Genomic DNA, 26,334 nt, shown 5'->3' with positions numbered 1-26,334 from the left:
GTCATTTTCACCCCCCAGGTTAGGAATCTGTTAGAAATTGCGTGTTTCAGCCCATGTTTAGACCTCAATGCCTTGCTGTGATGGCAAGGCATTGGTACATTTAGTGCAATTTTTCTCTTCATTTCTTGCAGGACGAACGAAGATTATGTTCAAAAAACTTCGTGGCATGTTTTCAAATGACCTATCGATCGATTTAGGTACAGCCAACACACTTATTTATGTTAAAGGACAGGGTATCGTTCTAGACGAGCCTTCTGTCGTTGCCATTCGCCAGGATAAAGGTCGTGGTGGCAAAACTGTTGCGGCTGTGGGTCACGCAGCTAAGCAGATGCTAGGCCGTACGCCGGGCAATATTTCCGCTATTCGTCCGATGAAAGACGGCGTGATTGCTGACTTCTACGTGACAGAGAAAATGCTGCAGCACTTTATCCGCAGCGTGCATGACAACAGTATTCTGAAACCTAGCCCGCGCGTGCTGGTTTGTGTGCCATGTGGTTCAACCCAGGTTGAGCGTCGTGCAATCCGTGAATCGGCGCTGGGTGCCGGTGCACGTGAAGTGTATTTGATTGATGAGCCGATGGCGGCGGCGATCGGTGCGGGCCTGCGTGTGTCTGAGCCAACCGGTTCTATGGTGGTCGATATCGGTGGTGGTACCACTGAAGTGGCGGTTATCTCTCTGAACGGTGTGGTGTACTCATCATCAGTGCGTATCGGTGGTGACCGTTTTGATGAAGCGATCATCAACTACGTGCGCCGTAACTACGGCAGCCTGATCGGTGAAGCGACTGCCGAGAAGATCAAACACGAGATCGGTTCCGCTTATCCGGGCGATGAAGTTCAGGAAATTGAAGTACGCGGCCGTAACCTGGCCGAAGGTGTGCCACGCAGCTTTACCCTGAACTCGAATGAAATCCTGGAAGCGCTGCAAGAGCCGCTGACCGGTATCGTTTCGGCGGTGATGGTGGCGCTGGAACAGTGTCCGCCAGAGCTGGCGTCTGATATTTCCGAGAACGGCATGGTTCTGACCGGCGGCGGCGCACTGCTGAAAGATCTGGATCGTCTGCTGACAGAAGAGACCGGCATCCCAGTTGTTATCGCTGAAGACCCGCTGACTTGTGTGGCGCGTGGTGGCGGTAAAGCTCTTGAAATGATCGATATGCATGGTGGCGATCTGTTCAGCGATGAATAATGGCTTGTCTGGCACTCTGCGGAGTGCCCGAATTCAACTTTAGGATGGTTTAAGATGAAGCCAATATTTGGCCGTGGGCCTTCCCTTCAGTTGCGTCTGTTTTTCGCGGTCATTATATCAGCCAGCCTTATGCTGGCTGATAGTCGTTTAGGTACATTCACTCATGTACGTTTTTTGCTCAACAGTTTAGTTGCGCCTATTCAATATGCTGCCGACCTGCCGCGCAGCATGTTTGATGGATTCTACGAGCGTTTTAACACCCGTCAGCAACTGATGGAATCGAATCGCACGCTGAAACAGGACGTGTTGACGCTGAAAAGCGATCTGATCCTGCTTGACCAATACCGCGAAGAAAACCAGCGCCTGCGTAAACTGCTTGGCTCTACTTTTGTGCGAGATGAGAAAAAAGTCGTGACGGAAGTGATGGCGGTCGATACCTCACCGTATCGTCATCAGGTGGTGATTGATAAAGGCCGCGTGGATGGCGTTTACGAAGGCCAGCCGGTCATCAATGAAAAAGGGATTGTCGGTCAGGTGACCTTTGTTGCGGCGCATAACAGCCGCGTATTGCTGCTGATTGACCCCAACAATGCCATTCCGGTGCAGAATATCCGTAATGATATCCGTGTCATCGCGTCCGGGAACGGTCAGAGCGATGAGATTCAGCTTGAGCACATTGCCACCAGTACCGATATTGAAGTCGGCGATATGCTGGTGACATCGGGGTTGGGCGGGGTTTATCCGGAAGGTTATCCGGTGGCTTACGTTGCCCAGGTCGATAAAGATACCCGGCGTGAATTTGCGGCGATTAAAGCAACGCCGGTGGTCGATTTTGACCGCTTACGCTACCTGCTATTGATCTGGCCGAATGAAGACCGCCAGCAGCAAGTGATTAACGTTGATATGCAACCGACAACAGTTGGCAGTAGTGCAGAGGACAATAATAATGGCCAGTAATGATTGGGCAGGCCGTGTTGTTATCTGGGCCTCATTCTTTTTTGCTCTGGTGTTGCAAACCATTCCCTGGCCAGGTGCGCTCGATCTGCTGCGCCCGTCCTGGTTGCTGCTGGTGACCTGTTACTGGGTGCTGGCGCTGCCGCACCGGGTCAACGTCGGTAGCGCACTGATACTGGGTTTACTGTGGGATTTACTGCTCGGCTCGACGCTGGGTATTCGCGGCATGATGATGTCGATCGTGGTTTACCTGGTCGCACTCAACTTCCTGGTGCTGCGTAATATGGCACTGTGGCAGCAGGCAATGGTGATTGCCGTGCTTTCTATGGTGCTGGAAATCCTGATTTTCTTTGGCGAATATTTGATCCAGGACGTGACATTTAATCCATTGTCACTCTGGAGTGGCTTAATTAGCTGTATACTCTGGCCGTGGATGTTCTTATTACTGCGTCGGGTTCGACGTCATTGGCATATTAAGTGATAACGCGATGAGCGATAAAAAACTGATCTTAGCTTCCGGCTCGCCAAGACGGCGCGAATTGTTAGCTCAGTTGGGTTATCAGTTTGATGTCCTGGTCCCCAATGTCGAAGAAGCGCAGCAAGCGGATGAAAGTGCGCGGCAGTATGTAGCACGTTTATCCCGTGATAAAGCGCTGGCTGGCTTAGCCCTGGCAGCAGCCAGCAATCATACGGTAGCAAGTCATGATATGGTCGTGATTGGCTCCGACACCATAGTGGTGCAGGACGGACTGGTGCTGGAAAAACCGCACGATTTTGCGGACTCCCGCCGCATGCTGCTGCATCTGCAGGCCAATCGCCATCAGGTGATGACCGCGGTAACGGTGGCTACAGCACAGCAGCATCGCTCTGTCGTGGTGACCACAGACGTCTGGTTTAAAGCTCTGACCGAACAAGAAATCGAACAGTACTGGCAAAGCGGTGAACCTTGCGATAAAGCTGGCAGTTATGGCATTCAGGGATTGGGTGGACGATTTGTAACAAGATTAGAAGGCAGCTACTACGCCGTCGTCGGGCTACCACTCTACGAAACTGACCAGCTCTTGCGCGAATTCTTATAATTTAAAACATTGAGGTGCGCTCATGAGTGCAGAGTTGCTCTTAAACGTCACACCGAGTGAAACGCGGGTGGCGATGATTGAAGGCGGTGTCCTTCAGGAAATCCACATTGAACGTGAAGCAAAGCGGGGCATTGTCGGCAACATCTACAAAGGCAAAGTGAGCCGGGTTCTGCCTGGTATGCAGGCTGCGTTTGTTGATATCGGCTTAGACAAAGCGGCGTTTTTGCATGCTTCTGATATCGTTCCGCACACTGAATGCGTGGCCGAGAACGAGAAACAGCAATTCCAGGTGCGTGATATTTCGGAACTGGTGCGTCAGGGCCAGGATATCGTGGTGCAGGTGGTGAAAGATCCGCTTGGCACTAAGGGTGCGCGTCTGACCACAGATATCACTCTTCCTTCCCGTTACCTGGTCTACATGCCGGGTGCCAGCCATGTCGGTGTCTCGCAGCGGATTGAAAGCGAATCTGAACGTGATCGTCTGAAAAATGTGGTCTCGCAATATTGCGATGAGCACGGTGGCTTTATTATCCGTACCGCTGCCGAAGCGGCGAAAGAGAAAGAGCTGTCCCAGGATGCCGCTTTCCTTAAGCGTCTGTGGGGTAAAGTGATGGAGCGCCGGGCTAAATACAAGAGTCGTTCGACCCTGTATGGCGAACTGGGCCTGGCACAGCGCATTCTGCGTGATTTCGTCGGTACTGACCTGACCAAAATTATGGTCGATTCACGGCAGGAATATGAAAATCTGCTTGAGTTCACCTCGGAATTTGTGCCTGAGCTGACCGATAAGCTTGAGTTGTACGAAGGCGATCAGCCCATTTTCGATATGTACGACACCGAGAACGAGATTCAGCGTTCCCTGGAGCGTAAAGTCGAACTGAAGTCCGGCGGTTACCTGATCATCGATCAGACCGAAGCCATGACCACCATCGATATCAACACCGGTGCGTTTGTCGGGCGTCGTAATCTGGAAGAGACGATTTTCAACACCAATATTGAAGCCACTCAGGCGATTGCGCGCCAGCTGCGTTTGCGTAACCTGGGCGGTATTATCATTATCGACTTTATCGACATGATATCCGAAGAACACCGTAAGCGGGTACTTACTTCGCTTGATGCAGCCCTGAGCAAAGACCGGGTGAAAACCAACATTAACGGCTTTACCCACCTTGGTCTGGTGGAAATGACCCGTAAACGGACGCGCGAAAGTATTGAACATGTGCTGTGTTCCACTTGTCCAACTTGTGAAGGGCGTGGCAGCGTGAAGACCGTTGATACCGTGTGTTTCGAGATCCTGCGTGAAATTACCCGGGTTAATCGGGCCTACGATGCGGATCAGTTTGTGGTCTATGCGTCACCGGCGGTGGCAGAAACGCTGCACGACGACGAATCACACTCACTGGCGGAGCTGGAAGTCTTCATCGGGAAGGAAGTACGTATTCAGGCTGAACCTTTGTATGTGCAAGAGCAATTTGATGTCGTAATGATGTAATAGGACAGCGAGTGATCTCAATGTTAACTCGCCTTGGGCGGATCGTAACCTGGCTGCTGGTCAGTTTGTTGGTGCTGCTGGCAATTGCCATCACGGCGCTGCGTGTTCTGTTGCCGGAAATGAATCGCTTTAAGGATGAGATCCAGGGCTGGGTCAGCGCGCAGAGCCACATTCAGTTTGAAATCTCGGATGTACGTGGCTTCTGGCGCAATACCCACCCGTCGCTGGCCCTGCAGGGCGTTCAGGCCCGTTTCCCTGACGGCAGTCAGATTCAATTTAACACCGACCGGATTGATGTCGAGTTTGATCTGTTTGACTCGCTGCTACAGCAAGAGCCGGTGGTCGCTAATCTGGTTATCCATCAGCTCAGGCTTGATATCCGTTCGGTTGATCTCAACCAGCTGAACCCGTCTTCCGGTGACGAGGCGCTGCCCGGCGCTCAGGGGCGGGTATTACGCCGCCTGGATGATCTTTTCTTACGTCAGTTAGATGACTTCTCTTTGCAGAACTCCACCATTCAGTATCAAAGTCTGGCCGGCGATATGCGCCAGCTCGATATTGATAAGCTGCACTGGAAAAACCAGGGCCAGCGCCATCTGGCCGAAGGGGTAGTCAGCCTGGCCGATGCGGAAATCAACTCGCTCAAAGTGAGTGCTGACTTTCGCGATCACGGCTCTTTGAGTGACATTTCCGGTGATTTCTATGTCAGTGCCGATAAGCTGCGCGTCCTGCCGTGGCTGACCCGTTATCTGAAAGATGCGACCGGGATTCAGCGCGGTGTGGTCAGCTTCGACGGCTGGATGACACTGGAGAACAATCAGCCGGTCGATGGCTATGTCGCCTTAAAACCGTCTGAGCTTATCTGGCAGCAGGCTCCTGCCGAGTCAGAAGCTGAGCAGGATGCCGAGTTGTCATCCGGCAGTGAACAAGCCACAGATTCGCAGCGCCATGAGCTGCTGCTTGAATCGGGTATTCTGGTCCTTTCTCCGCATAAAGATGGCTGGAAAGTAAGTGCGCACTTACTAAAAGCTCGTACTGACGATACGCCGTGGCCGGAGCTCGATTTCGCCCTGGACTGGCAGCCGCAGCAGTGGCGCCTCAACGTCTCCCAACTGGATATTGCGGCCCTGCTGCCCTTGACCCGTCTGGTGCCGGAATCCCAGCAAACCAATCAGTTACTTGATGAGCTCAGTCCGAGCGGTCTGGTGGAAAACCTGCGTGTGCAGCAAGGTGTGACGCCTGAGTCACTGCGCTATTCGGCCACGTTGCAAGATATCGGTATCAAGCAGTGGGAACTGCTGCCGGAAGTGCATAATCTGCAGGCTAAAGTGAGCGGAACGCCGGATAAGGCGGTGATTCACGCCAGTCTGATTGATGATGTGCTGCCGTATGGTGACGTGTTCCAGGCGCCGCTCAATATTCGCCAGGGTCAGGTCGATATGGTGTGGCAGCGCGATGACAGCGGCTGGTCACTGTGGGCGGATAAAGTCACCGCGGCGACCCCGGATCTGCAGGTGCTGGGCGCGTTCCGGCTCGATTTTCCTGAGGATAAAAGTCCGTTTCTGTCCTTTTACGCCGAAGCCGATCTGCATAATGCCGGCGAGACCTGGCGTTATCTGCCGACCCTGGCGCTGGGTCATGAGCTGACCGACTATCTCTCAACCGCGATTCAGGGCGGTAAAGTCAATACTGCCAAGCTGCTGTGGTACGGTGAGCTGGGCGATTTCCCTTATTCGAATCACAACGGCATGTTCCAGGCCTGGGTTGGTCTCAAACAGGCGACCTTTAGTTTTGATACCGCCTGGCCGGCGATTACCGATATGCAGCTTGATCTGCTGTTTGAAAATGATGCCATGTACCTTGACTCACATGCCGCAACACTGAAAGAGGTCAAAGCGCAGCGCATTACCGGCCGTATTCCGCATCTTGAATCGGACGGACATATTGAAATTGAAGCCAGCGCAGTGGCGCAGGGCAATACGGTGCGTGATTACATGACCGCGACGCCGCTGGTCGACTCGGTGGGGGCGGCACTGACTGCGATTCAGGTCAGCGGTGATGTGACGTCTGAATTCCAGCTCAATATTCCGTTTAGCTCCGAGCAGGAGCCGCGTGCCTGGGGCTGGGTGGACCTGGATAAAAACCATGTCGAGATTGATGCGCCGCCGATGACGCTGGAAGCGGTCAGCGGCCGGATTGAGTTTGACAATGATGTGGTGACCGCCGCCGGTTTGTCGGCTTCGCTGCTTGAGCAGCCGATTTCGTTTGATTTTCGGGGCGAAAGTGCCGCGCAGGGCTATGCGGTTAATATCGATCTGGTCGGTGACTGGGAACTGAAACCGCTCGCGCCGTATGTCGGCGCGCGCTGGCTCAATCCTCTCCAGGGCCATGCGCCGTGGCAGATGGGCGTCGATATTCAGCTTAACGATGTCGGCTTTACCTATCAGATTGATGCACGTGCTAATCTGAACCGGGTGGCAAGCCGTTATCCGTATCCGCTCAATAAGCCGGTTAATAGCAAGGGGACGGCATTGCTGCAAGCCTCCGGTAACCAGCAGTCGATCAGTGCCCGGGTTCAGGTGCCGAATGCCAAGTACCAGGCTGAAATCGACATTACCAAGTCCGTTCCGGTCCTGACCGCCACCAATCTGGTGGTCGGCCAGGGCAGTTTTCGCATCAGCCCAGTGGTCGGGCATGATGCGCAGATCCGTACTGACAAGTTAGATCTTGACCAGTGGATTTCTCTGCTGCAGCCTGAGCCACAAAGCAAGTCAACCTCAGCTTTGGCGACTGTGAATACCCCGCAGATCCCGCCCCCGCAGCGGGTCGACGTGCGAGTCAAAGAGCTGCATGTGGCGGATCTGGACTGGCATGATGTGGTTTTTAATGCGCGTCAGAAAGATCAGTTGTGGCAGATGACGATCGACAGTCAGGAAGCGCAGGGTGTGGCGGATTATCAACTGCCGGACAAGCTCAGTGTTAACTTACAGCGTCTGCATCTCTATATTCCGCAGCTCGATGAGCAGGATGGGAAAGCGCCGCTGGTCGATATCGAGAAACAGGATGCCCCCTTGATTTCTGATTTTGATCGTCAGTTCCACGCGCTGATGCCGGATCTTAAGTTGGATATCAGTGACTTCTGGTTGCAGGGCTATAAAGTCGGTAAGCTGGCGATGGCGATGGAACGCCAGCACAATACCCTGAACTGGAAACAGATTGATCTGACCAGCGGTACCAATGAAGTGCACATCAACGGTGGCTGGACGCTGCACAATGACCGCAGCCATACCACGATGAATCTGGCCATGAAAGGTGACAATAACAGCGATCTGATGGAGCGTTTCGGTATCAGCTCCGGTATTCAGAAAGCGCCGTTTGATATGACCAGCCAGCTGCAGTGGGACGGGGCGCCTTGGTCAATGAAGGTCAACACTCTGCAGGGCAAGTTGGAGACTGAGCTCGGCAAAGGCGTGATCTCGAATGTCAGCGGCGCGGCCCGCTTGCTGGGGCTGTTCAGCCTCGATTCGATCATTCGTAAAATGCAGCTTGATTTCAGTGACGTGTTTGATGACGGCATGGCATTTAACTCGATCACCGGTAACGGCGAAATTTCCCAGGGGGTGTTTGTCACCAATAACATCAAAATGGATGCGGTGGCGGGCGAGATGACCATTAAAGGTCTGGCGGATCTCAACACCCGAACGGTTGATGCGGAAGTGAATTTTGTGCCGGATCTGACCTCCGGTATTCCGGTTTTGAGCGCATTTGCGGTCACGCCGGCCACCGCGCTGTATGTGCTGGCCGTTAATACGCTGATTTCACCTGTGGTCGAGATCTTTACCCAGGTCAACTATGAAGTGAAAGGGCCACTGGATGCGCCGACGGTTAAAGAGCTCTCGCGTACCCGCGGTGAGTTCAAGTTACCGGAAAAGCTGAGAAAGTTAGCAGAATAGGGAGTGAGAACATGCAACGTGTCGGATTAATTCAGATGACCTCAGGTCCGGATGTAGAACAGAATCTGGCCTACATCGCCAGGCAGGCACAAGTGCTGGCCGGTCAGGGTGCGGAATGGGTGGTGACACCGGAAAACGCGGTGGTACTGGGCAATCGCGAAGACTACCACAGTCATGCTGAAGCGTTCGGCCAGGGGCCGATGCAGGCTGAGCTATCCCGCATTGCGCGCGACAATCAGCTATGGTTACTGGTAGGCAGTATGCCGATCGCCAGAGCTGAGGGCGTGACAACCACATCGATTTTATTTAATCCGCAGGGCGCAGCAGTGGCACATTATGATAAGCTGCATATGTTTGATGTGGATGTTGCCGATGGCCATCAGCGTTATCGGGAGTCGGAAACCTTTACCCCGGGTAACCAAGTGGTGGTCGTACCGACACCGTTCGGACAGCTTGGGCTGTCTATCTGTTATGACGTTCGTTTTCCTAATTTATACGCAGAGCTGCGCCGCCTCGGGGCTCAGATTCTGCTGGTACCTGCCGCGTTTACCGCGGTAACCGGACGCGCGCACTGGGAAGTGTTGCTGCGTGCCCGCGCAATCGAGACCCAGTGCTGGGTGATCGCGGTCGGTCAGGGCGGTCACCATCCGTGCGGACGTGAAACCTGGGGCCACTCCATGATCATCAACCCGTGGGGTGAAGTAGTGGCTTCGCTGGGACAAAGCCCTGCCAATCTGGTGGCTGATATTGAACTGGACCAATTGGACAGGCTAAGACGTACCATGCCTATCATTGAGCACACGCGCTTTGATAATCAATTTAAAGAGATAAAGAGTTAGCTATGAGTATTACCCGTATTGAAGAAGCACTATTAACCCCCGCCGGGCTGACAGAGCAGGATATCGCTGACACTTTGGCGACCATCGCCACTCGTGAAATTGATTATGCTGACATCTACTTTCAGTCCAGCTGGCATGAGTCACTGGTGCTCGAAGACAGCATCATCAAGGACGGTTCATTCAACATTGACTGTGGTGTCGGTGTGCGTGCGATTACCGGCGAGAAAACCGGTTTTGCCTACTCTGACCAAATCCAGCTCGACGGGCTGAAACAGAGCGCTATCGCAGCGCGCGGCATTGCCCAGCAAGGCCAGAATGGCAAAGTTCAGGCTTTTCAACGCAGCAGTAACCAGAGTTACTACGCTGCGGTTAATCCGCTGGAGTGCTGGGAGAAACAGCAGAAAACCGAACTGCTCAAACAGCTGGATGCTTACATCCGCACCAAAGAGCCGCTGATTCAGGAAGTCTCTATCAGCCTAAGTGGTGTGCATGAGCAGATCCTGGTCGCAGCGACCGATGGTACTTATGCCGGTGATATCCGTCCGCTGGTGCGTCTGTCGATCAGTGTTCTGGCGCAAAAAGGCGATCGCCGTGAACGCGGCAGCTCAGGCGGCGGTGGCCGTTTCAATTACGACTTTTTCCTCTCGGAAGAAAATGGTCAGCAGATGGCGTACTCTTTTGCTGACGAAGCGATTCGTCAGGCGCTGGTTAACCTGGAAGCGGTCGCGGCCCCGGCCGGTACTATGCCGGTGGTACTGGGCTCTGGCTGGCCGGGCGTACTGCTGCACGAAGCAGTAGGTCATGGTCTGGAAGGCGACTTCAACCGCAAAGAATCGTCGGTCTTCTCCGGCAAGATTGGCCAGAAAGTCACCTCTGATCTGTGTACCATCGTCGATGACGGCACGCTGAAAGATCTGCGCGGCTCACTCAACGTTGATGATGAAGGTGTGAACGGTCAGTACAATGTGCTGATCGAAAAAGGTGTTCTGAAAGGCTACATGCAGGACAAGCACAATGCGCGCCTGATGGGGGTGGCACCGACCGGTAACGGCCGCCGTGAGTCTTATGCCCATCTGCCAATGCCGCGTATGACCAACACCTACATGCTGCCTGGTCAGCATACGCCGGAAGAGATCATCTCGACAGTGAAGAAAGGTATCTACGCACCGAACTTCGGTGGCGGTCAGGTTGACATCACCTCCGGTAAGTTTGTGTTCTCAGCTTCTGAAGCTTACATGATTGAAAACGGTAAAGTGACTCATCCGATAAAAGGCGCCACCTTAATTGGTTCCGGGATTGAAGCGATGCAGCAAGTTTCTATGGTCGGTAACGATCTGAGTATCGACCGCGGGGTCGGCGTGTGCGGTAAAGCCGGCCAGAGCGTGCCGGTCGGTGTTGGTCAGCCAACGCTGAAGCTGGATGCGTTGACCGTGGGTGGTACCGAGTAGAGAATCGGTTCATCACTAATGCCGTTTTATAAGTAATACCGCTTTATAACGAATATCGGTGCATAACTAATATCAGTTCATAGCTAATTCGTCAGCTCATATCATAACCAAGCCGCAGTGATGCGGCTTTGTTTTGGCGGCTTGCTGGCGTGAGGTGGTTTTGGCATATTTATCAACCAACAGCGGCAGAAAGATCGGATCCGGATCGTTTTGTGGGTGGTAATTACTGACGATCCGTGCCATATTTCGTCGCACTGAAATTTGACCTAATTTAACCATTCTGGAGCACACTTATGTCTCATGAAGATGAATATCTGTCAGTTGAAGAGTTACTCGAGATCCAAAAGGAAGAGACTCGCGATATCATTCAGGCACTCCTTGAGGACGGCAGTGATCCAGAAGCTGAGTACGAGATCGAACACCACTTCTTTGCCGAAGATTTTGACACGCTAGAGAAAGCGGCAGTCGAAGCGTTCAAGATGGGTTTCGAAGTGCTTGAAGCGGAAGAAACCGAAGATGAAGACGGCAACAAGCTGTTGTGTTTCGATGCGACCATGCAGTCTGCACTGAATGCAGACAGCATTGATGCGCAGGTCGAGAAGCTGGTCAACCTGGCGGAAAAATACGACGTCATTTACGACGGCTGGGGCACCTACTATGAGGGTGAAGATGCGTTGTACGGTGACGACGAAGAAGATGAAGACGACGACGCATAAATAATAATCGTTACAAATACCAGCCACTTGGCTGGTATTTTTTTACCCTGCATGTTTGAATGAAGTAAACCGTGCTTCAAGCCCTTAACTGATTATTATCTAACGGCGGATCTCATGCAGCTTTCTCTTGCCGGCCTCTGGCAGCTCTCTCCTCTGACCGATTTATCCATTCCCCAGAATGACATTACCTTTCCGGCGCCGCTCAGCGCCGTGTTGCCTGATGAGCTGTCTGAACAGAGCATTGCTGAGCAGGAATGGCATCTGATGCATGACATCGAGGTCGACGACACTCTGCTCAGCTTTGCGGCGATTGATCTGGTGCTGGAGGGGATCGACTATCATGCTGAAGTGCGTCTCAACGGAGTTGCCCTGTTTGACTGCGATGGCTTGCAGGCTGTGTATCGTAAAGATATTCGACCTTGGTTGAATCCGGGCCGTAACCGGTTTGAAATCCTGTTCCTTGAACAGGAGGAAGAGTGGCTGCTTGATGAAGAGCCGGCCCAGCTGTGTGCCTTATCGGCTGAGCAGACCAAACCTTATGACAGCCGGATCGGCATCTGGCGTGCGCCGTTTTTGCAGTGTATCCGCCATGTGCGGCTTGAGCATGTTGCGACCGAGCAGATCTGGCACCATGGCGGTGGTTGTGAAGTGCTGGTGGAGTTGTTCTTTCAGACCTATTCACCCGGACTGATTGCGGCGACGGTTAAGTTTGGCAGCATGACTTATCAGCTGCCGATTGATGTACGCAGCAGCCGTGCCAGCGCACTGTTCCAGATTGAGGCTCCGCAATACTTTGATCCGCAGCGGCCGGAAAACCAAGCCCGTTATGATGTCCGGATTGAGCTGGACGGGCAGATACTGGCGTTCCAGCTCGGGTTAAATCAGGATCTGTGCGTCAGCCATTTCCCGTTATGAGCTATCGGTGGCGTCATTCCGCTCTGAGCCGAGGTCACTGCGCTTTAAGCTCCGACAGAGGTCAACAAATCCCGCAGGCAGGCGGGATTTCTATTTTCAGCAGAGCGGCGCTGGCATGACTGATTCTTTATACTTAGTGAGCACATCCCCACGAAGTGGTGTGTTTACTTTGCCAGTTTTTCTCATGCAGATAGTAAGCACAGGTATTAATGCTGGGTTCAATCAGCGCCATGATCCCGCCGACTAACCAGCTCCCCGTCAGCAGATAGGCGACATTAAAGGCGACACTGAAGTGAATGAGTGCAAAGGTCGCGGTTTTGATGCGCGCATTGACCGTCTTACCGCTGCGTTGAGCGTAACGGTTCCAGGCTTGATCATGAAAGTAAAAAGCCACGGTATTGACCATAGGTTCCAGCATGGCGATCAGGCTGCCGATGATGACATCCCCGGTCAGAATGTAGGCGACGCTAAACGCAATGGTGAAGTGAATAGCGGCAAAGCTGAGTGTCTTTTTCATGATCGGTCCAACCCTGTATCTGTTTGATGCGAGTATTATTGATAATTATTCGCAAAAACAAAAATGGGTTTGAACGATTTATTTAATAGGTTTTACCGAATAAAAAAGACGCATTGAGCGTCTTTTTCTATCACTAAGATGGCCGCTGCGGGCAAAGCAGAGTTAAGCCTGGGGTTTGACCACCAGTACATGAACCGGTGAAAGCTCCACGACTTTACTGGCCACTGAACCGAGCATGACTTTATCAAGTTTCGAGCGCTTGTGGCTTGGCATGACAATCAGATCAGCATGCAGTTGTTTAGCGTAGTCGAGGATGGTCGAATACGGTTTGCCTTCAGCAACATGCAACTGATAAGGCACGGCATCACCAATCTGTTGCTCGGCAAATGCAGTCAGCTGTTGACGCACATCCTGCTTCATTTTGGCGGCCGCATCTTTCGGAAAGTAGGTCGCGACCATCGACATATGGATGCCGGGTAACACGTTAAGCAGATGCAGGGTGGCATTGGCTTGTTTGGCATGCCAGATTGCCTGTTGCAGGGCTTTATCACCAAAGCCTTTTTCGTTTAAATCAACCGGTACAAGGATATGTTTATACATGATGCGTAATCTCTGTGTAGGGTAGGGCCTTCATACTACCCAGTATATCTGAGCAGGATTTGGCTGCCGGGGGCCTGATCACAGATGCCCTGCCAGGCAGGGCATCTGATCAATCGCATCAGGCAATATTCTGCTCGCGCGCCGCACGGCGTTTCTGGTTCCAGCCCAGTAACAGGGTCAGCAACAGCGCTGGCAGAAATACCCACTCTTTCATCGGACGATCACTGTCGACCACAATCGAACGGATCTCCCAGTCAAAGTCGATACCGGCCGCTTCTGCCGGACTGCCGAATTCCACCATATCAATCAGCATACGATTGTTTTCCGGTTTCAGCATCAGTCCCATTGAAGCAATGCGCTCATCCGCGCCCTGGGCACGATCATCAAACGGCAGCAATACGGTTTTCGAGACATGATCACCGTCGAGCGTGTCACCAGCCACAATCATCGCCACCGACTGGCCGACCGGAGTCTGTTCGACCACCTGCTCAAGCTGAGTACCCGGATACAGTTTCTGCGCCGGATAAACCATATCCCACCAGAATCCCGGACGGAAGAAGGTGAACGTCAGCACCAGCAGGGCGACGATTTCCCACCATTTGGTCTTGGTAAACCACCAACCCTGAGTGGCCGCCGAGAACAGCAGCATGGCGATAATCGACGATATCACCGTCAGCGCGAGGTGCCACCAGGTATCAATCCCCATCAACAGAAGCTGGGTGTTGAACACAAACATAAACGGCAGAATGGCAGTACGGATATCGTAGGTAAAGCCCTGGATACCGGTCCGTATCGGGTCTGACTTGGCAATCGCTGCCGCAGCAAACGCGGCCAGACCGACCGGCGGTGTATCATCGGCCAGAATACCGAAGTAGAACACGAACAGGTGTACGGCAATCAGCGGAATGATCAGGCCGTGCTGCGCGCCCAGGGTGACAATCACCGGGGCCATCAGGGTGGATACCACAATGTAGTTGGCTGTGGTTGGTAGGCCCATACCTAAGATCAGGCTGATCACCGCAGTAAAGATCAGCATCATGATCACGCTGCCACCAGAGATGAACTCGACAAAGTCAGTCATCACCAGGCCGATACCGGTCAGAGTCACTACGCCAACAACCGTACCTGCTGCTGCAGTCGCTACACCGATACCGATCATGTTGCGCGCACCGGCAACCAGGCTTTCCAGCAGATCCGTTACGCCTTCATTCAGCTTGCCGGACAGATCTCCGGTCTGATTGAAGATTGCCATCAGCGGGCGCTGGGTCAGCAGAATGAACACCATAAACACCGTGGCCCAGAATGCAGACAGACCCGGCGAGAAACGCTCAACGGTCAGACACCAGACCAGAACCACAATCGGCAGCAGGAAGTGCAGGCCGGATTTGACCGTTGGCCCGGTGTCCGGGATTTCAGTCAGTTCCTCATCGAGATTCATACCGGCTTGATCGGCGTACTTGGCTGACACGCGTACCAGCAGGACGTAGACGATCAGCAATGCGATGGTAACCATTGGAGTGGCGGCAGCGCCAAACACATCTTTGGTCCAGCCAATGCCGTAATACACCACGGCACTGATGACACACAGGGCAAGAATGGTGCCGATAAATGACGCCAGGCTTTGCAGCAGGGTCGGGTTGTGGCGGCGTGGCAGACCTTGCATACCGGCCTTACACGCTTCAAGGTGCACGATATAAATCAATGCAATGTAGGAAATAAGTGCTGGCAGCAAGGCGGCACGAATGACTTCCACATAGGAGATACCGACATATTCCACCATCAGGAACGCGGCTGCGCCCATAATCGGCGGTGTCAGCTGACCGTTGGTTGATGCGGCAACTTCCACTGCCCCCGCTTTAGTGCCCGGGAAACCGACCCGCTTCATCAGCGGAATGGTGAAGGTACCTGTGGTCACCACGTTAGCAATCGAAGAGCCGGATACCAGGCCGGACAAACCGGAGGCAACCACTGCCGCTTTGGCCGGACCGCCACGCATGTGACCGAGCATCGAGAAGGCGACTTTAATAAAGTAAGCACCGGCACCTGCGCGTTCCAGCATCGCGCCGAACAGCACAAACAGGAATACAAACGAGGTTGATACGCCGAGTGCCACACCGAAGACACCCTCTGTGGTCAGCCACAGGTGCGACATGGCTTTATTCAGACTGGCACCTTTGTGAGCAATCACGTCCGGCATGTAAGGACCGGCAAAGGTATACAGCAGGAAAACACCGGCTACCGCCATCAGCGGCGGACCGAGCGCGCGCCGTGTCGCTTCGAGCAGTAACAGCATCCCAGTGCCGGCGACCACCACATCGAGCGTGGTTGGTGCGCCTGAACGGCCGGCCAGCTCTTGGTAAAACAGATAAATGTAGGCCGCGGAAAAGCTGCCCGCCAGAGCCAGAATCCAGTCGACCGCCGGAATACGCTCACGGGAAGAGCTCTTCAGCGCCGGATAGGCGGTGAAGGCGAGGAAAATAGCGAAGCTTAAATGGATGGCGCGAGCCTGGGTATCATTGAGTACGCCAAAATCAAAAATGAATGGCAGCGGGGAGGCGTACCACAGCTGGAACAGTGACCAGCACAGTGGTACAAACCACAGAATTCGGCCTGGGATCCCTTTTGGATTCCTTGCTCCGGTATCAGCCTGTGCAACCATCTCTTGCACATCTTGCGACGGCGTCGTTGTCTGCGTCATGGATGTTATCCTTATTATTTGATGGTCTTGGTAAACATGGAAAGGCAGCCTTTCAAAGCAAACGAAAAGCTAAACACACGGTTGTTACTAAACACATGGTTGTTACTAAATACATGGTTGTTACTAAACACACGGTAGTGACTAAAAACACTACTGTTAAAAGCCCGATAAAGATCGGGCTTGATATTGTCATCATCAGCAGACGTAGGTCTGCTGATGTTAGCGGGGCATCAGTCAGCCGGCTTAATTATTTAAGCAGACCAACTTCTTTGTAGTATTTCACTGCACCTGGGTGAAGTGGGATAGAGATACCTGCTTTGACCATGTCTTCTTTTTTCAGGTTAGCGAAAGCAGGGTGCAGACGGGTAAAGGTGTCGAAGTTCTCGAACACCGCTTTGGCCACGTTATAAGCCACATCGTCTGATACATCAGCGCTGGTCACTAGTGTGGCTGCCACACCGAAGCTTTTCACGTCAGTGTCAGTACCGCGGTACATGCCAGCCGGTACTGTGCTGTAAGCGTAGTACGGGTTGTCAGCAACAATTTTCTCGATTTCAGGACCGGTAGCAGGAACCAGTTTTGCATCACAAGAAGTGGTTGCTTCTTTGATTGAACCGTTCGGGTGGCCAACCATGTAGATGAAGGCGTCAATCTTGTTGTCACACAGAGCTTGTGAACGCTCGGAGCCTTTCAGTTCTGAAGCCAGTTTGAATGAATCATTGGTCCAGCCAAATGCATCCATCACAACCTGCATGGTGGCGCGGTCACCAGAACCCGGGTTACCGATGTTGACGCGCTTACCGGCCAGATCCTTCACGTTGTTGATGCCTGAATCTGAGCGAGCGATGATGTTGAAAGGTTCGGTATGCAGAGAGAACACTGCGCGCAGTTTCTTGTACGGGCCTTGGTCTTTAAACTCGCTGGTACCGTTGTAACCGTGGTATTGCCAGTCAGACTGAACGATACCGAAATCCAGTTCGCCGGAACGAATGGTGTTGACGTTGTAAATAGAACCGCCAGTCGATTCTACAGAGCAGCGGATATTGTGTTCCTTGCGGTCTTTGTTAATCAGCTTACAGATAGCACCACCGGTAGGATAGTAAACACCAGTTACTGAACCTGTACCAATTGTGATGAATTCCTGTGCGTTAACAGCGCCTGCGCCCAATATTGCGGCAGCAATTGCACCGACCTTAATTATTTTATTCAATGCCATGAATTTCCCTTCCTTCTTTTACTATTTTGCCCCAAACCAAGTGTAGTTGCTTTGGGCGTTTCTTCATCGAGAAACGATAGCTTTTTCAACCGACAAGTTAAAAAAGTCGCTGAATAATAGCAAAAAATTGAAAGATAATTATAGGATTGTCTCAATATGTAGGAAAACAGACTGGTTTAATTCACACTTAGTCGCGTGATTTTTAGGCATTAAAGGGATGAAAATCAATCAGTTAATTAGATTTTGTTCCAGATGTTAACCCTTGGTTAACTTGAGAGTGGAGTCACACTAACGCTAGGCTGAGTGACTCCATCTGGCTGTTTTTAATACGCTTTGTTGGTAATTGACTCAGTAAAACCAGGTTACTGCAGCCGATAGCAAAGCTTAGCCCGCATACTCAAAAAGTTCACATACGGACGTGAACAGTTGCTTGGTGCTGATGCTTAAGGTCGGGGTAATGAAAATGGTATCGTCACCGGCCACCACACCGAGGATGCCTTCCGATTTGCCCAGAGAATCGAGCAGACGTGCGATCAACTGCGCGGCGCCCGGACCGGTATGAATGACAACCAGGGCATTGTTGTGGTCGATATCGAGGACCAGTTCACGCAGCGAGCTGGACACGGTCGGCACACCCAGTTCGGCTGGCAGACAGTAAACCATTTCCATTTTCGCATTGCGGGTACGAACCGCGCCGAACTTAGTCAGCATGCGTGATACTTTTGACTGGTTAATGTTGTCGAAGCCTTCATTTTTGAGAGCGTCGACAATATCACCTTGAGAGCCAAAGCGTTCTTCTTTCAACAACGCTTTGAAAGCACGGACGAGATTGTCTTGTTTGTTATCTGTATGGCGCATTGTTCTTCTACTGTTTGCGAAATGATGATGAAGAGCGGTATCTCTTGCGCGGTTTTACTGGCGCGAAAGAGATACGGCCCCTCAAAGTATTTTCCCATAGGTCGGGGAGTCGTGCCAAATTATCACCTAAAACTGTCTAAAAGGTCACTGTAAAATAGATAAGGTTAGTTCAGTTAAGCACTTAAATCTTTGTCATCCAACACAAATCATTTCATAATCGCGCCCCTTGCCAAAGGCCGCTACGAGCGGAGTTGCGCAAGGTCGCAAAGCTGACGTTAATTGATTGTAATCACTTTGTGATTGCTATAGCTTTTTCAGGGTTGGATAAAAGATAGACAACACCACCCTACATAATATTTAAAAACTTATAAGAAGATTCACTCTCAAGGAGAACTACGATGAAAGTCGCTGTTATTGGTGCCGCAGGCGGCATCGGTCAAGCCCTCGCTCTGTTACTGAAAAACCGTCTTCCTGCCGGTAGTGATCTGGCTCTATATGACATTGCACCGGTAACGCCAGGCGTAGCGGCTGATTTAAGCCACATTCCGACTCCGGTTTCGATCAAAGGTTACTCTGGTGAAGATCCAACCCCTGCGCTGGATGGTGCCGACGTAGTCTTGATCTCTGCGGGTGTCGCACGTAAACCGGGCATGGATCGTGCGGATCTTTTCAATGTTAACGCGGGTATCGTTAAGTCTTTGGCTGAGCGTATCGCCGTAGTTTGTCCGAATGCGTGCATCGGTATCATCACTAACCCGGTCAACACCACTGTGCCAATCGCGGCCGAAGTGCTGAAAAAAGCCGGTGTTTACAACAAACGCAAATTGTTTGGTATCACGACGCTGGACGTGATCCGCGCAGAAACTTTCGTTGCAGAACTGAAAGACAAAGATCCAGGCCAGATCCGTGTGCCTGTGATTGGTGGCCACTCAGGTGTGACTATCCTGCCGCTGCTGTCACAAGTAGAGGGCGTTGAGTTCAGCGATGAAGAAGTGGCGGCACTGACCAAGCGTATCCAGAACGCGGGTACTGAAGTGGTAGAAGCGAAAGCGGGTGGCGGCTCGGCAACGCTGTCGATGGGTCAGGCTGCATGTCGTTTTGGTCTGTCGCTGGTTAAAGCGCTGCAGGGCGATGAAGCGGTTATCGAGTATGCGTATGTCGAAGGTGATGGTGAACATGCCTCTTTCTTTGCTCAACCAGTCAAGCTGGGTAAAGAGGGTATCGAAGAAGTGCTGAGCTACGGCGCGCTGAGCGCGTTCGAGCAGGACGCACTGGAAGGCATGCTGGATACCCTGAAAGGTGATATCCAAATCGGTGTTGATTTCGTTAAGTAAATCGTCTGGCTGATCGCTCAGCCCTGCCGACAAATCACATAAAAGCCGCTCTTGTGACGAGCGGTTTTTTTATGCGCGCTGCGGTTGATCATGGGCAAGCTATGCAACTGATACGGTCGGTCCGGTTACGTAACAAAAAGCCTCGCTGGGTGCGAGGCTTTATTGTTAGCGGTGTCTCGTCCTGATATGTGTTTACACATTGAGGACGAATTATGACTGTCGCGCGACGAGTCGCTGGGCGTGGGGACGCCGGCCTATTTACTGCGGTGTACCGCCATATGAGCCAGGGTAATCAGCGCTTGTTTGTATTCGCTGTCCGGAATCGCATCCAGCTCTGCAATCGCCTTATCGGCTTCGTCCTGCGCTTTCTTAACGGTGTATGCCAGCGAGCCGGCCTGATCCATTGCCGCGAGAATGTCATCTAAACGATCCATGCCGTTGGCCTGTTCGATCGCTTCACGGATCATCGCTTCCTGCTCCGGCGTGCCGTTCCGCATCGCATGCAGCAGTGGCAGGGTCGGTTTTCCTTCTGCCAGGTCGTCACCGACGTTTTTGCCCATCTCTTTCCCGTCGGCAGTGTAGTCCATCACATCGTCGATGAGCTGGAATGCGGTGCCAAGATATTTACCGTAATTTTGCAGGGCCATTTCAATAGGCGCTGGCGCATCGTTTAAGATTGCACCAATCTGAGTAGCGGCTTCAAACAAGCGGGCAGTCTTGGAGTAGATGACCTGCATGTAGCTCTCTTCGCTGGTGTCCGGATCATTACAGTTCATTAATTGCTGAACTTCACCTTCTGCAATCACGTTAACCGCTTCACTCATCAGTTGCAGGATCTTCATCGATCCAAGCTCCACCATCATCTGGAACGAGCGGGTATAAATGTAATCGCCGACCAGTATACTGGACGCATTACCAAACGCAGCGTTGGCCGTCGCTTTGCCGCGGCGCATGTCCGATTCATCGACCACGTCATCGTGCAGCAGTGTGGCGGTATGGGTAAATTCAATAAACGCAGCAGCGAGGGTATGACCCTGGCCCTGATAACCGAGCGCTCTGGCCGATAAAACCGCCAGCAGCGGACGCAGACGCTTGCCACCGCTATTGACGATATAAAAGCCAAGTTGGTTGATTAAAGAAACGTCAGAGTTGAGCTGCGCTTGAATTGTTTCATTCACTTTTGCCATGTCATCGGCAGTAAGCGTTTGGATAGCTTTAAAATCCATTGTACATCCGGCTGAAGTTAGAACTTGTAAGGCATTTGGTTCTTCAAGAATGCGGCAATAATACACTAAAAAACGTTGATTAATACATGGCTTAAGGGCATGATTGGCGCACTTTTATTTGGCGATTAGCTTTTCGCCAATTTTTTTCAAATATGGCTTGTCATAGGGTCGTCATTCACGTAGAATCTGCGCCCTATTGATGATTAGTTTAGCGCACACCCTTATTGCTCAAAATGTAAGCATTGGCTGTGCGGAAAGAGCGGAGTAAAATATGTACGCTGTTTTCCAATCTGGTGGTAAACAACACCGTGTAAGCGAAGGTCAAACTCTTCGTTTAGAGAAATTAGACGTTGAAACTGGCGCAACTGTAGAATTTGATAAAGTTCTGCTGGTTGCTAACGGTGAAGAAATCCAAGTTGGCGCTCCTCTGGTAGAGGGCGGTAAAGTGACTGCTGAAGTTGTACAGCACGGTCGTGGCGATAAAGTTAAAATCGTTAAGTTCCGTCGTCGTAAGCACTCTCGTAAGCAACAAGGTCACCGTCAGTGGTTCACAGAAGTGAAAATCACTGGTATCAACGCTTAAGTTATTAGGAGAGTTTAACAATGGCACACAAAAAAGCTGGTGGTTCTACTCGTAACGGCCGCGATTCTGAAAGTAAACGCCTTGGTGTAAAACGTTTCGGCGGTGAATCTGTACTTGCAGGTAACATCATCGTTCGTCAACGTGGCACTAAGTTCCACGCTGGTACTAACGTAGGTATCGGTAAAGACCACACTCTGTTCGCTCTATCTGACGGTAAAGTGAAATTCGAAGTGAAAGGTCCTAAAAACCGTAAATTCGTTAGCATCGACGCTGAATAAGTTTAGTTTCTCGATGAATTTAAAAGCCCTGCCGTTAGGTGGGGTTTTTTATTTATCTGGAGAGAAGAGCCAATAACAAGAGGCCCTGCCGAGTGTTACCTCAGGTAGCGTCATTGCAGAGCGGCTTGTTATCTGTTCCCAAGCAGAGGGGGCGCGATCCTGGGTCACGCAAACTTCTGCTAAAATTTATATCATTGGCATAGCGCAGGCTTAAGTGGCGACAATCAGTTGTCGCAGCAGGTTTGGATGGCAACGCGGTGATATTGCAACGCAAGTAATGCGGAGTAAGTAATGAAATTCGTTGATGAAGCGGTAATTAAAGTCGAAGCAGGCGATGGCGGTAACGGTGTCGTGAGCTTTTGGCGTGAAAAATTCGTAACGAAAGGTGGCCCTGACGGCGGCGACGGCGGCGATGGCGGCGATGTCTACATCCAGGCTGATGAGAACTTAAACACACTGGTTGACTATCGTTTTCAGCGTTTCTACGCGGCAGAACGTGGTCAAAATGGTAGCGGCGGTAACTGTACCGGTAAACGCGGTAAAGACATTACGCTGAAAGTGCCGGTTGGAACTCGTGCGGTAGATATTCATACCAATGAGATTGTCGGGGAAGTGGCTGAGCATGGCAAGAAAGTCATGATTGCCAAAGGTGGCTGGCACGGTCTGGGTAACACCCGTTTTAAATCGTCGGTAAACCGCGCGCCACGTCAAAAGACTATGGGTACCAAAGGTGAGGTTCGTGAACTGCGTCTTGAGCTGCTGCTGCTGGCTGATGTCGGTATGCTGGGCCTGCCGAACGCAGGTAAATCAACCTTTATTCGTTCTGTGTCAGCAGCGAAGCCAAAGGTAGCGGATTATCCGTTTACCACCTTGATCCCAAGTCTGGGTGTCGTGAGTGTAGTACCTGAGAAAAGCTTTGTGGTTGCTGACATTCCAGGGCTGATCGAAGGTGCTGCTGAAGGTGCCGGTCTGGGGATTCGCTTCCTCAAACACCTTGAGCGTTGTCGCGTGCTATTGCACATGATCGATATTTTACCTATCGATGGAAGTGAACCAGCCCAAAACGCGCTGACCATTATGGATGAGCTGGAGCAGTACAGCGAAAAGCTGGCCAAGAAGCCTGTTTGGTTGGTGTTCAATAAAGCGGATCTGATGCTGGAAGAAGAAGCGGATGAAAAGATCCAGGAGATCTTAGAAGCGCTCGCGTGGGAAGGCCCTTACTTCAAGGTTTCAGCGGTCAACAAACAAGGTACGGCGGAACTTTGTCGCGAGCTGGCTGACTTCATGGAAACTCTGCCGCGCGCCGAAGAAGAGCTGAGCGAAGAGCAGAAAGTCGAGTTTATGTGGGATGATTACCACAAAGACGCCATGGCTGGTCGTAACGTGATCACCGAAGATGATGACGACGACTGGGATGACTGGGATGACGAAGAAGACGATGGTCACGTCATCTATGTGCGTGAATAATCGGACTAAATTCTGAGATTTTGCGCGTATCAGGCAAAAAACTCTCAATTCAGAGCCGCAATGGAAATTGCGGCTTTTTTGTATCTAAATCATATTTCCAAGCGCTTTTTTCATGCACACTGTAACCTGCGCGCCGGGCACCATTGCGAGTAGCGCTTGGGTTACGGTGTGGTTGGCAGCCTGTTGCCGCCATTGGTTTGGCGGGTTTTATTTTAAGTAAGTTGACGTTTAGGAAAGGGATCATGACCTCGCAACAGAGAAGTATTTCTCGTTTGATTGCTCAGGCCGGACAAATGCTGCTGGCTCATGGAGCGGAAAGTACCCTGGTTGGGGATATTATGCGCCGCATCGGGCTGGCGTGTGGCATGAGCGAGGTGGAAGTCTCGTTATCAGCCAGTTCACTGGTGGTTACCACAGTACAACAGGGCCACTGTATTACCACGACCCGCCGCTGCGCGGATCGCGGAATTAACATGCGGGCAGTGACGGAGATCCAGCGCATCTGCATTATGATCGAGCGTGGCTTGCTGGATCATAACATGGCACAAAAAAAGCTGAATCAGATCAGCCCAGAGCGCTACAACCGCTGGGTGGTGGTCGTGATGATCGGTTTGTCGTGTGCGGCATTCAGCCGCCTGGCCGGTGGTGACTGGACCGTGTTTGCCATCACCTTTATTGCCTCTGCGGTCGGTATGACAGTACGTCAGGAGATCGGCCATCGTCATTTCAATCCGCTGCTTAACTTTGCCGCGACCGCTTTTGTCACTTCAGTGATTTCCGCCCAGGCGGTGAACTTTCAGCTCGGCAATAACCCGACTCTGGTGATGGCATCTTCTGTGCTGATGCTGGTGCCGGGTTTCCCGCTGATCAATTCGGTGGCAGATATGCTTAAGGGGTACATCGATATCGGTATTGCCCGTTTTGTGATGGCCAGTCTGCTGACGCTGTCGACCTGTCTTGGCATTATAGCCGCGATGAGTATTACCGGAATCTGGGGGTGGTAAGATGAACTGGCAACTGTTACTCGGACTGATTGACGATATGTTTTTTGCCGCCATTCCAGCGGTCGGCTTTGCGCTGGTGTTTAACGTACCGGTGCGGGCACTCAAATATTGCGCGCTGGGCGGAGCGATAGGGCATGGCTCACGCTTTATCATGATGCATTTTGGCATTCCGATTGAATGGGCGACATTTTTCGCCGCTACTATCGTGGGTATGATTGGCGTGCACTGGTCGCACAAATTTCTTGCGCACCCGAAAGTGTTTACTGTTGCGGCCCTGATCCCTATGGTGCCGGGCGTATTTGCGTACCGGGCGATGATCGCTATGGTGGAGATCAACCATCTCGGCTTTAATCCGGAGCTGCTGGAAACCCTGCTTGAGAACTTTCTTAAAGCGATGTTCATCATTGCCGGCCTTGCGGTTGGTCTTGCTGTGCCGGGGCTGTTATTCTATCGCCGCAAGCCGATTGTATAGGAGCTAATGAGTGAAGATTGTCCTATTCTTCTAATTAGGTATAATCCCACCCTCATTCTTGAGCAAAGGTATTTTATTGTGGTTATTAGTATGATTGCTGCTTTGGCACGCAACGGGAATATCGAACGAGATAATCCACACGTTATCGGGAATGATAATGAAATGCCTTGGCACTTGCCTGCGGATTTCATTTGGTTCAAGCAACATACGCTTGGAAAACCAGTAATTATGGGTCGTAAGACTTATGAATCGATTGGTAAACCTTTGCCTGGCCGTAGAAATATAGTGATTACACGCAATCCGGAGTATTCCGCCGAGGGTGTTACTATAGTGCCATCTCTAGAAATCGCTTTGGCAGAAGCTGGAGATGCAGACGAAGCTATGATTATCGGTGGAGGTAGCATCTACAATGAAGCTTTGCCAAAAGCGAGTAAACTTTATCTGACTTTTATCGATGCGGAAATTTCTGGCGATACCTACTTCCCTGAATGGGACAGTAGCTGGACAGAAACTCATCGTGAGCACTACCGTGCCGATGAAAAAAACCAGTACGATATGGATTTTGTTGTGCTTGAGAAAATCTAGAGTCCAAATCCTGCGGCACCGGAAACAGGCCGTAAGCACTAAAAAACTCGTCGTTATGACGAGTTTTTATTTGCTACCGCAAGGTTGCTGCAGGTCAGTACTGCAACGCCTCAACTGCAAAATAACGTTTATCTTCCCAGCGCAGCATAGTCAGAGTTCCGCCCCAGACACAGCCGGTATCCAGGCCGATGATTTGCTTGCTGCGATAGCCTTCCAGCGCGGCCCAGTGGCCGAATAATACGGTTTTATCCAGCGCGACCCGCTGTTTGAGCTCAAACCATGGCAGCAGCTTTTTACGGCTGACCTGATCCGGCGGTAACTTGCATTTCATATCCAGTTTGCCGTCGGGATGGCAGAAGCGCATCCGGGTGTAACTGTTGATGATATAGCGGTAGCGATCGATACCTTTTAAATCCGCGCTCCACTGATCCGGCATATTGCTGTACATGTTTTCAATCAGCCACAACCAGCGCTCACCGCTGAGCAGGGCGCTGATTTCCTCCGCTGCCGCTCTGGCAGTCGCTAGATCCCACATCGGTGAAATGCCGGCGTGGGCAACGACAAACTCATCATGTTCCTGCAGCAGCGGCTGACGACGTAGCCATTGCAGCAGCTCAGGCCCGTCCGGTGCGGCGAAAATCGGCTCGGTCTTGTCTTTCTTTTTGACCGGGTGGATACCGTTGGCGACCGCCAACAGGTGCAAATCGTGATTCCCCAGTACGACTTTAGCGGCCGTGCCGAGATCGCGGATAAAACGCAATGTTTCGAGCGATTTTGGCCCGCGCGCCACCAGGTCACCGGCGACCCATAAGGTATCCTGCTCGGCAGAGAACTGGGCTTGTTGCAGCAGCAGCTGTAATTCATCCAGGCAGCCCTGGATATCACCGACAATATAATTGGCCACGCCGTAT

General features: G+C 51.9%; 25 protein-coding genes. 17 read left to right on the top strand and 8 right to left on the bottom strand.

What is annotated here, in order from left to right; all coding sequences use genetic code 11:
* Positions 1-145: 145 nt before the first annotated feature.
* The 8 genes from KNV97_RS16940 to tldD are packed head-to-tail and all read left to right on the top strand — an operon-like array spanning position 146 to position 10,954.
* On the top strand, positions 146-1,189 hold the full coding sequence (locus tag KNV97_RS16940; protein ID WP_020332232.1) for a rod shape-determining protein: 1,044 nt from the start codon (positions 146-148) through the stop codon (positions 1,187-1,189).
* A gap of 54 nt (positions 1,190-1,243) precedes the next feature.
* Complete coding sequence (mreC, locus tag KNV97_RS16935; RefSeq protein WP_218562408.1) at positions 1,244-2,146, top strand: rod shape-determining protein MreC; 903 nt, start codon at positions 1,244-1,246, stop codon at positions 2,144-2,146.
* Positions 2,136-2,624 carry a rod shape-determining protein MreD gene (mreD, locus tag KNV97_RS16930; RefSeq protein WP_136487603.1) on the top strand — a complete coding sequence of 163 codons (489 nt, stop codon included), beginning with the start codon at positions 2,136-2,138 and terminating at the stop codon, positions 2,622-2,624. Before mreC ends, mreD begins: the two co-directional genes overlap by 11 nt.
* Before the next feature lie 7 nt (positions 2,625-2,631).
* On the top strand, positions 2,632-3,222 hold the full coding sequence (locus KNV97_RS16925) for a Maf family protein (protein WP_136487602.1): 591 nt from the start codon (positions 2,632-2,634) through the stop codon (positions 3,220-3,222).
* A gap of 22 nt (positions 3,223-3,244) precedes the next feature.
* Positions 3,245-4,714: a ribonuclease G gene (gene rng / locus KNV97_RS16920; RefSeq protein ID WP_136487601.1), complete on the top strand. Its 1,470-nt coding sequence runs from the start codon at positions 3,245-3,247 to the stop codon at positions 4,712-4,714.
* Positions 4,715-4,725: 11 nt separating this feature from the next.
* Entirely contained in the window at positions 4,726-8,667 is a 3,942-nt protein-coding gene (locus KNV97_RS16915; RefSeq protein WP_218562407.1) for a YhdP family protein, read from the top strand.
* 11 nt (positions 8,668-8,678) lie between these two features.
* On the top strand, positions 8,679-9,506 hold the full coding sequence (locus KNV97_RS16910) for a carbon-nitrogen hydrolase family protein (protein WP_136487599.1): 828 nt from the start codon (positions 8,679-8,681) through the stop codon (positions 9,504-9,506).
* A 2-nt stretch (positions 9,507-9,508) separates the two neighbouring features.
* Positions 9,509-10,954, top strand: a complete 1,446-nt coding sequence (gene tldD, locus KNV97_RS16905; protein WP_136487598.1) for a metalloprotease TldD — start codon at positions 9,509-9,511, stop codon at positions 10,952-10,954.
* Between the two features lie 96 nt (positions 10,955-11,050).
* On the opposite strand, the gene KNV97_RS16900 is transcribed toward tldD, so the two are convergent.
* The gene (locus KNV97_RS16900; RefSeq protein WP_136487597.1) at positions 11,051-11,233 is read right to left on the bottom strand and encodes a hypothetical protein; all 183 of its coding nucleotides are present in this window, start codon (positions 11,231-11,233) and stop codon (positions 11,051-11,053) included.
* A 14-nt stretch (positions 11,234-11,247) separates the two neighbouring features.
* Between KNV97_RS16900 and rraB the strand changes: the two genes are divergently transcribed.
* Entirely contained in the window at positions 11,248-11,670 is a 423-nt protein-coding gene (gene rraB / locus KNV97_RS16895; RefSeq protein ID WP_136487596.1) for a ribonuclease E inhibitor RraB, read from the top strand.
* Between the two features lie 114 nt (positions 11,671-11,784).
* Complete coding sequence (locus KNV97_RS16890; RefSeq protein ID WP_218562406.1) at positions 11,785-12,585, top strand: glycosyl hydrolase 2 galactose-binding domain-containing protein; 801 nt, start codon at positions 11,785-11,787, stop codon at positions 12,583-12,585.
* 133 nt (positions 12,586-12,718) lie between these two features.
* Here the strand turns inward: KNV97_RS16890 and KNV97_RS16885 are convergent, their stop codons facing one another.
* The 5 genes from KNV97_RS16885 to argR all read right to left on the bottom strand — a co-directional run bounded on the left by KNV97_RS16885 (position 12,719) and on the right by argR (position 18,474).
* Positions 12,719-13,102: a DUF2061 domain-containing protein gene (locus KNV97_RS16885; protein ID WP_218562405.1), complete on the bottom strand. Its 384-nt coding sequence runs from the start codon at positions 13,100-13,102 to the stop codon at positions 12,719-12,721.
* A 162-nt stretch (positions 13,103-13,264) separates the two neighbouring features.
* Positions 13,265-13,702, bottom strand: a complete 438-nt coding sequence (locus KNV97_RS16880; RefSeq protein ID WP_136487593.1) for a universal stress protein — start codon at positions 13,700-13,702, stop codon at positions 13,265-13,267.
* 118 nt (positions 13,703-13,820) lie between these two features.
* Positions 13,821-16,400: a TRAP transporter permease gene (locus KNV97_RS16875; RefSeq protein ID WP_218562404.1), complete on the bottom strand. Its 2,580-nt coding sequence runs from the start codon at positions 16,398-16,400 to the stop codon at positions 13,821-13,823.
* Positions 16,401-16,647: 247 nt separating this feature from the next.
* Entirely contained in the window at positions 16,648-17,616 is a 969-nt protein-coding gene (locus KNV97_RS16870) for a TAXI family TRAP transporter solute-binding subunit (protein WP_136487591.1), read from the bottom strand.
* Positions 17,617-18,000: 384 nt separating this feature from the next.
* On the bottom strand, positions 18,001-18,474 hold the full coding sequence (argR, locus tag KNV97_RS16865) for a transcriptional regulator ArgR (protein WP_136487590.1): 474 nt from the start codon (positions 18,472-18,474) through the stop codon (positions 18,001-18,003).
* Positions 18,475-18,872: 398 nt separating this feature from the next.
* Between argR and mdh the strand changes: the two genes are divergently transcribed.
* Positions 18,873-19,808 (top strand): malate dehydrogenase, encoded by a 936-nt coding sequence (gene mdh, locus KNV97_RS16860; protein WP_136487589.1) that lies wholly within the window; start codon positions 18,873-18,875, stop codon positions 19,806-19,808.
* Between the two features lie 254 nt (positions 19,809-20,062).
* On the opposite strand, the gene ispB is transcribed toward mdh, so the two are convergent.
* Positions 20,063-21,034 (bottom strand): octaprenyl diphosphate synthase, encoded by a 972-nt coding sequence (ispB, locus tag KNV97_RS16855; RefSeq protein WP_136487588.1) that lies wholly within the window; start codon positions 21,032-21,034, stop codon positions 20,063-20,065.
* Between the two features lie 271 nt (positions 21,035-21,305).
* Between ispB and rplU the strand changes: the two genes are divergently transcribed.
* From rplU to folA, 6 genes are all read left to right on the top strand, one after another.
* Positions 21,306-21,617: a 50S ribosomal protein L21 gene (gene rplU, locus KNV97_RS16850; RefSeq protein ID WP_136487587.1), complete on the top strand. Its 312-nt coding sequence runs from the start codon at positions 21,306-21,308 to the stop codon at positions 21,615-21,617.
* A gap of 20 nt (positions 21,618-21,637) precedes the next feature.
* Positions 21,638-21,895 carry a 50S ribosomal protein L27 gene (gene rpmA / locus KNV97_RS16845; protein WP_136487586.1) on the top strand — a complete coding sequence of 86 codons (258 nt, stop codon included), beginning with the start codon at positions 21,638-21,640 and terminating at the stop codon, positions 21,893-21,895.
* 291 nt (positions 21,896-22,186) lie between these two features.
* Entirely contained in the window at positions 22,187-23,362 is a 1,176-nt protein-coding gene (cgtA, locus tag KNV97_RS16840) for an Obg family GTPase CgtA (RefSeq protein ID WP_136487585.1), read from the top strand.
* 242 nt (positions 23,363-23,604) lie between these two features.
* Complete coding sequence (locus tag KNV97_RS16835) at positions 23,605-24,366, top strand: threonine/serine exporter family protein (RefSeq protein ID WP_136487584.1); 762 nt, start codon at positions 23,605-23,607, stop codon at positions 24,364-24,366.
* Position 24,367: 1 nt separating this feature from the next.
* Positions 24,368-24,838, top strand: a complete 471-nt coding sequence (locus KNV97_RS16830) for a threonine/serine exporter family protein (protein ID WP_218562403.1) — start codon at positions 24,368-24,370, stop codon at positions 24,836-24,838.
* 78 nt (positions 24,839-24,916) lie between these two features.
* The gene (gene folA, locus KNV97_RS16825; RefSeq protein WP_218563450.1) at positions 24,917-25,423 is read left to right on the top strand and encodes a type 3 dihydrofolate reductase; all 507 of its coding nucleotides are present in this window, start codon (positions 24,917-24,919) and stop codon (positions 25,421-25,423) included.
* 94 nt (positions 25,424-25,517) lie between these two features.
* On the opposite strand, the gene apaH is transcribed toward folA, so the two are convergent.
* Complete coding sequence (apaH, locus tag KNV97_RS16820) at positions 25,518-26,327, bottom strand: bis(5'-nucleosyl)-tetraphosphatase (symmetrical) ApaH (RefSeq protein ID WP_218562402.1); 810 nt, start codon at positions 26,325-26,327, stop codon at positions 25,518-25,520.
* Positions 26,328-26,334: the final 7 nt, after the last annotated feature.

The organism is Vibrio ostreae (genome assembly GCF_019226825.1).
GTDB lineage: Bacteria > Pseudomonadota > Gammaproteobacteria > Enterobacterales > Vibrionaceae > Vibrio > Vibrio ostreae.
The sequence above is the reverse complement of the archived record's forward strand: the minus strand, read 5'-3'. Positions and strand labels throughout refer to the sequence as shown.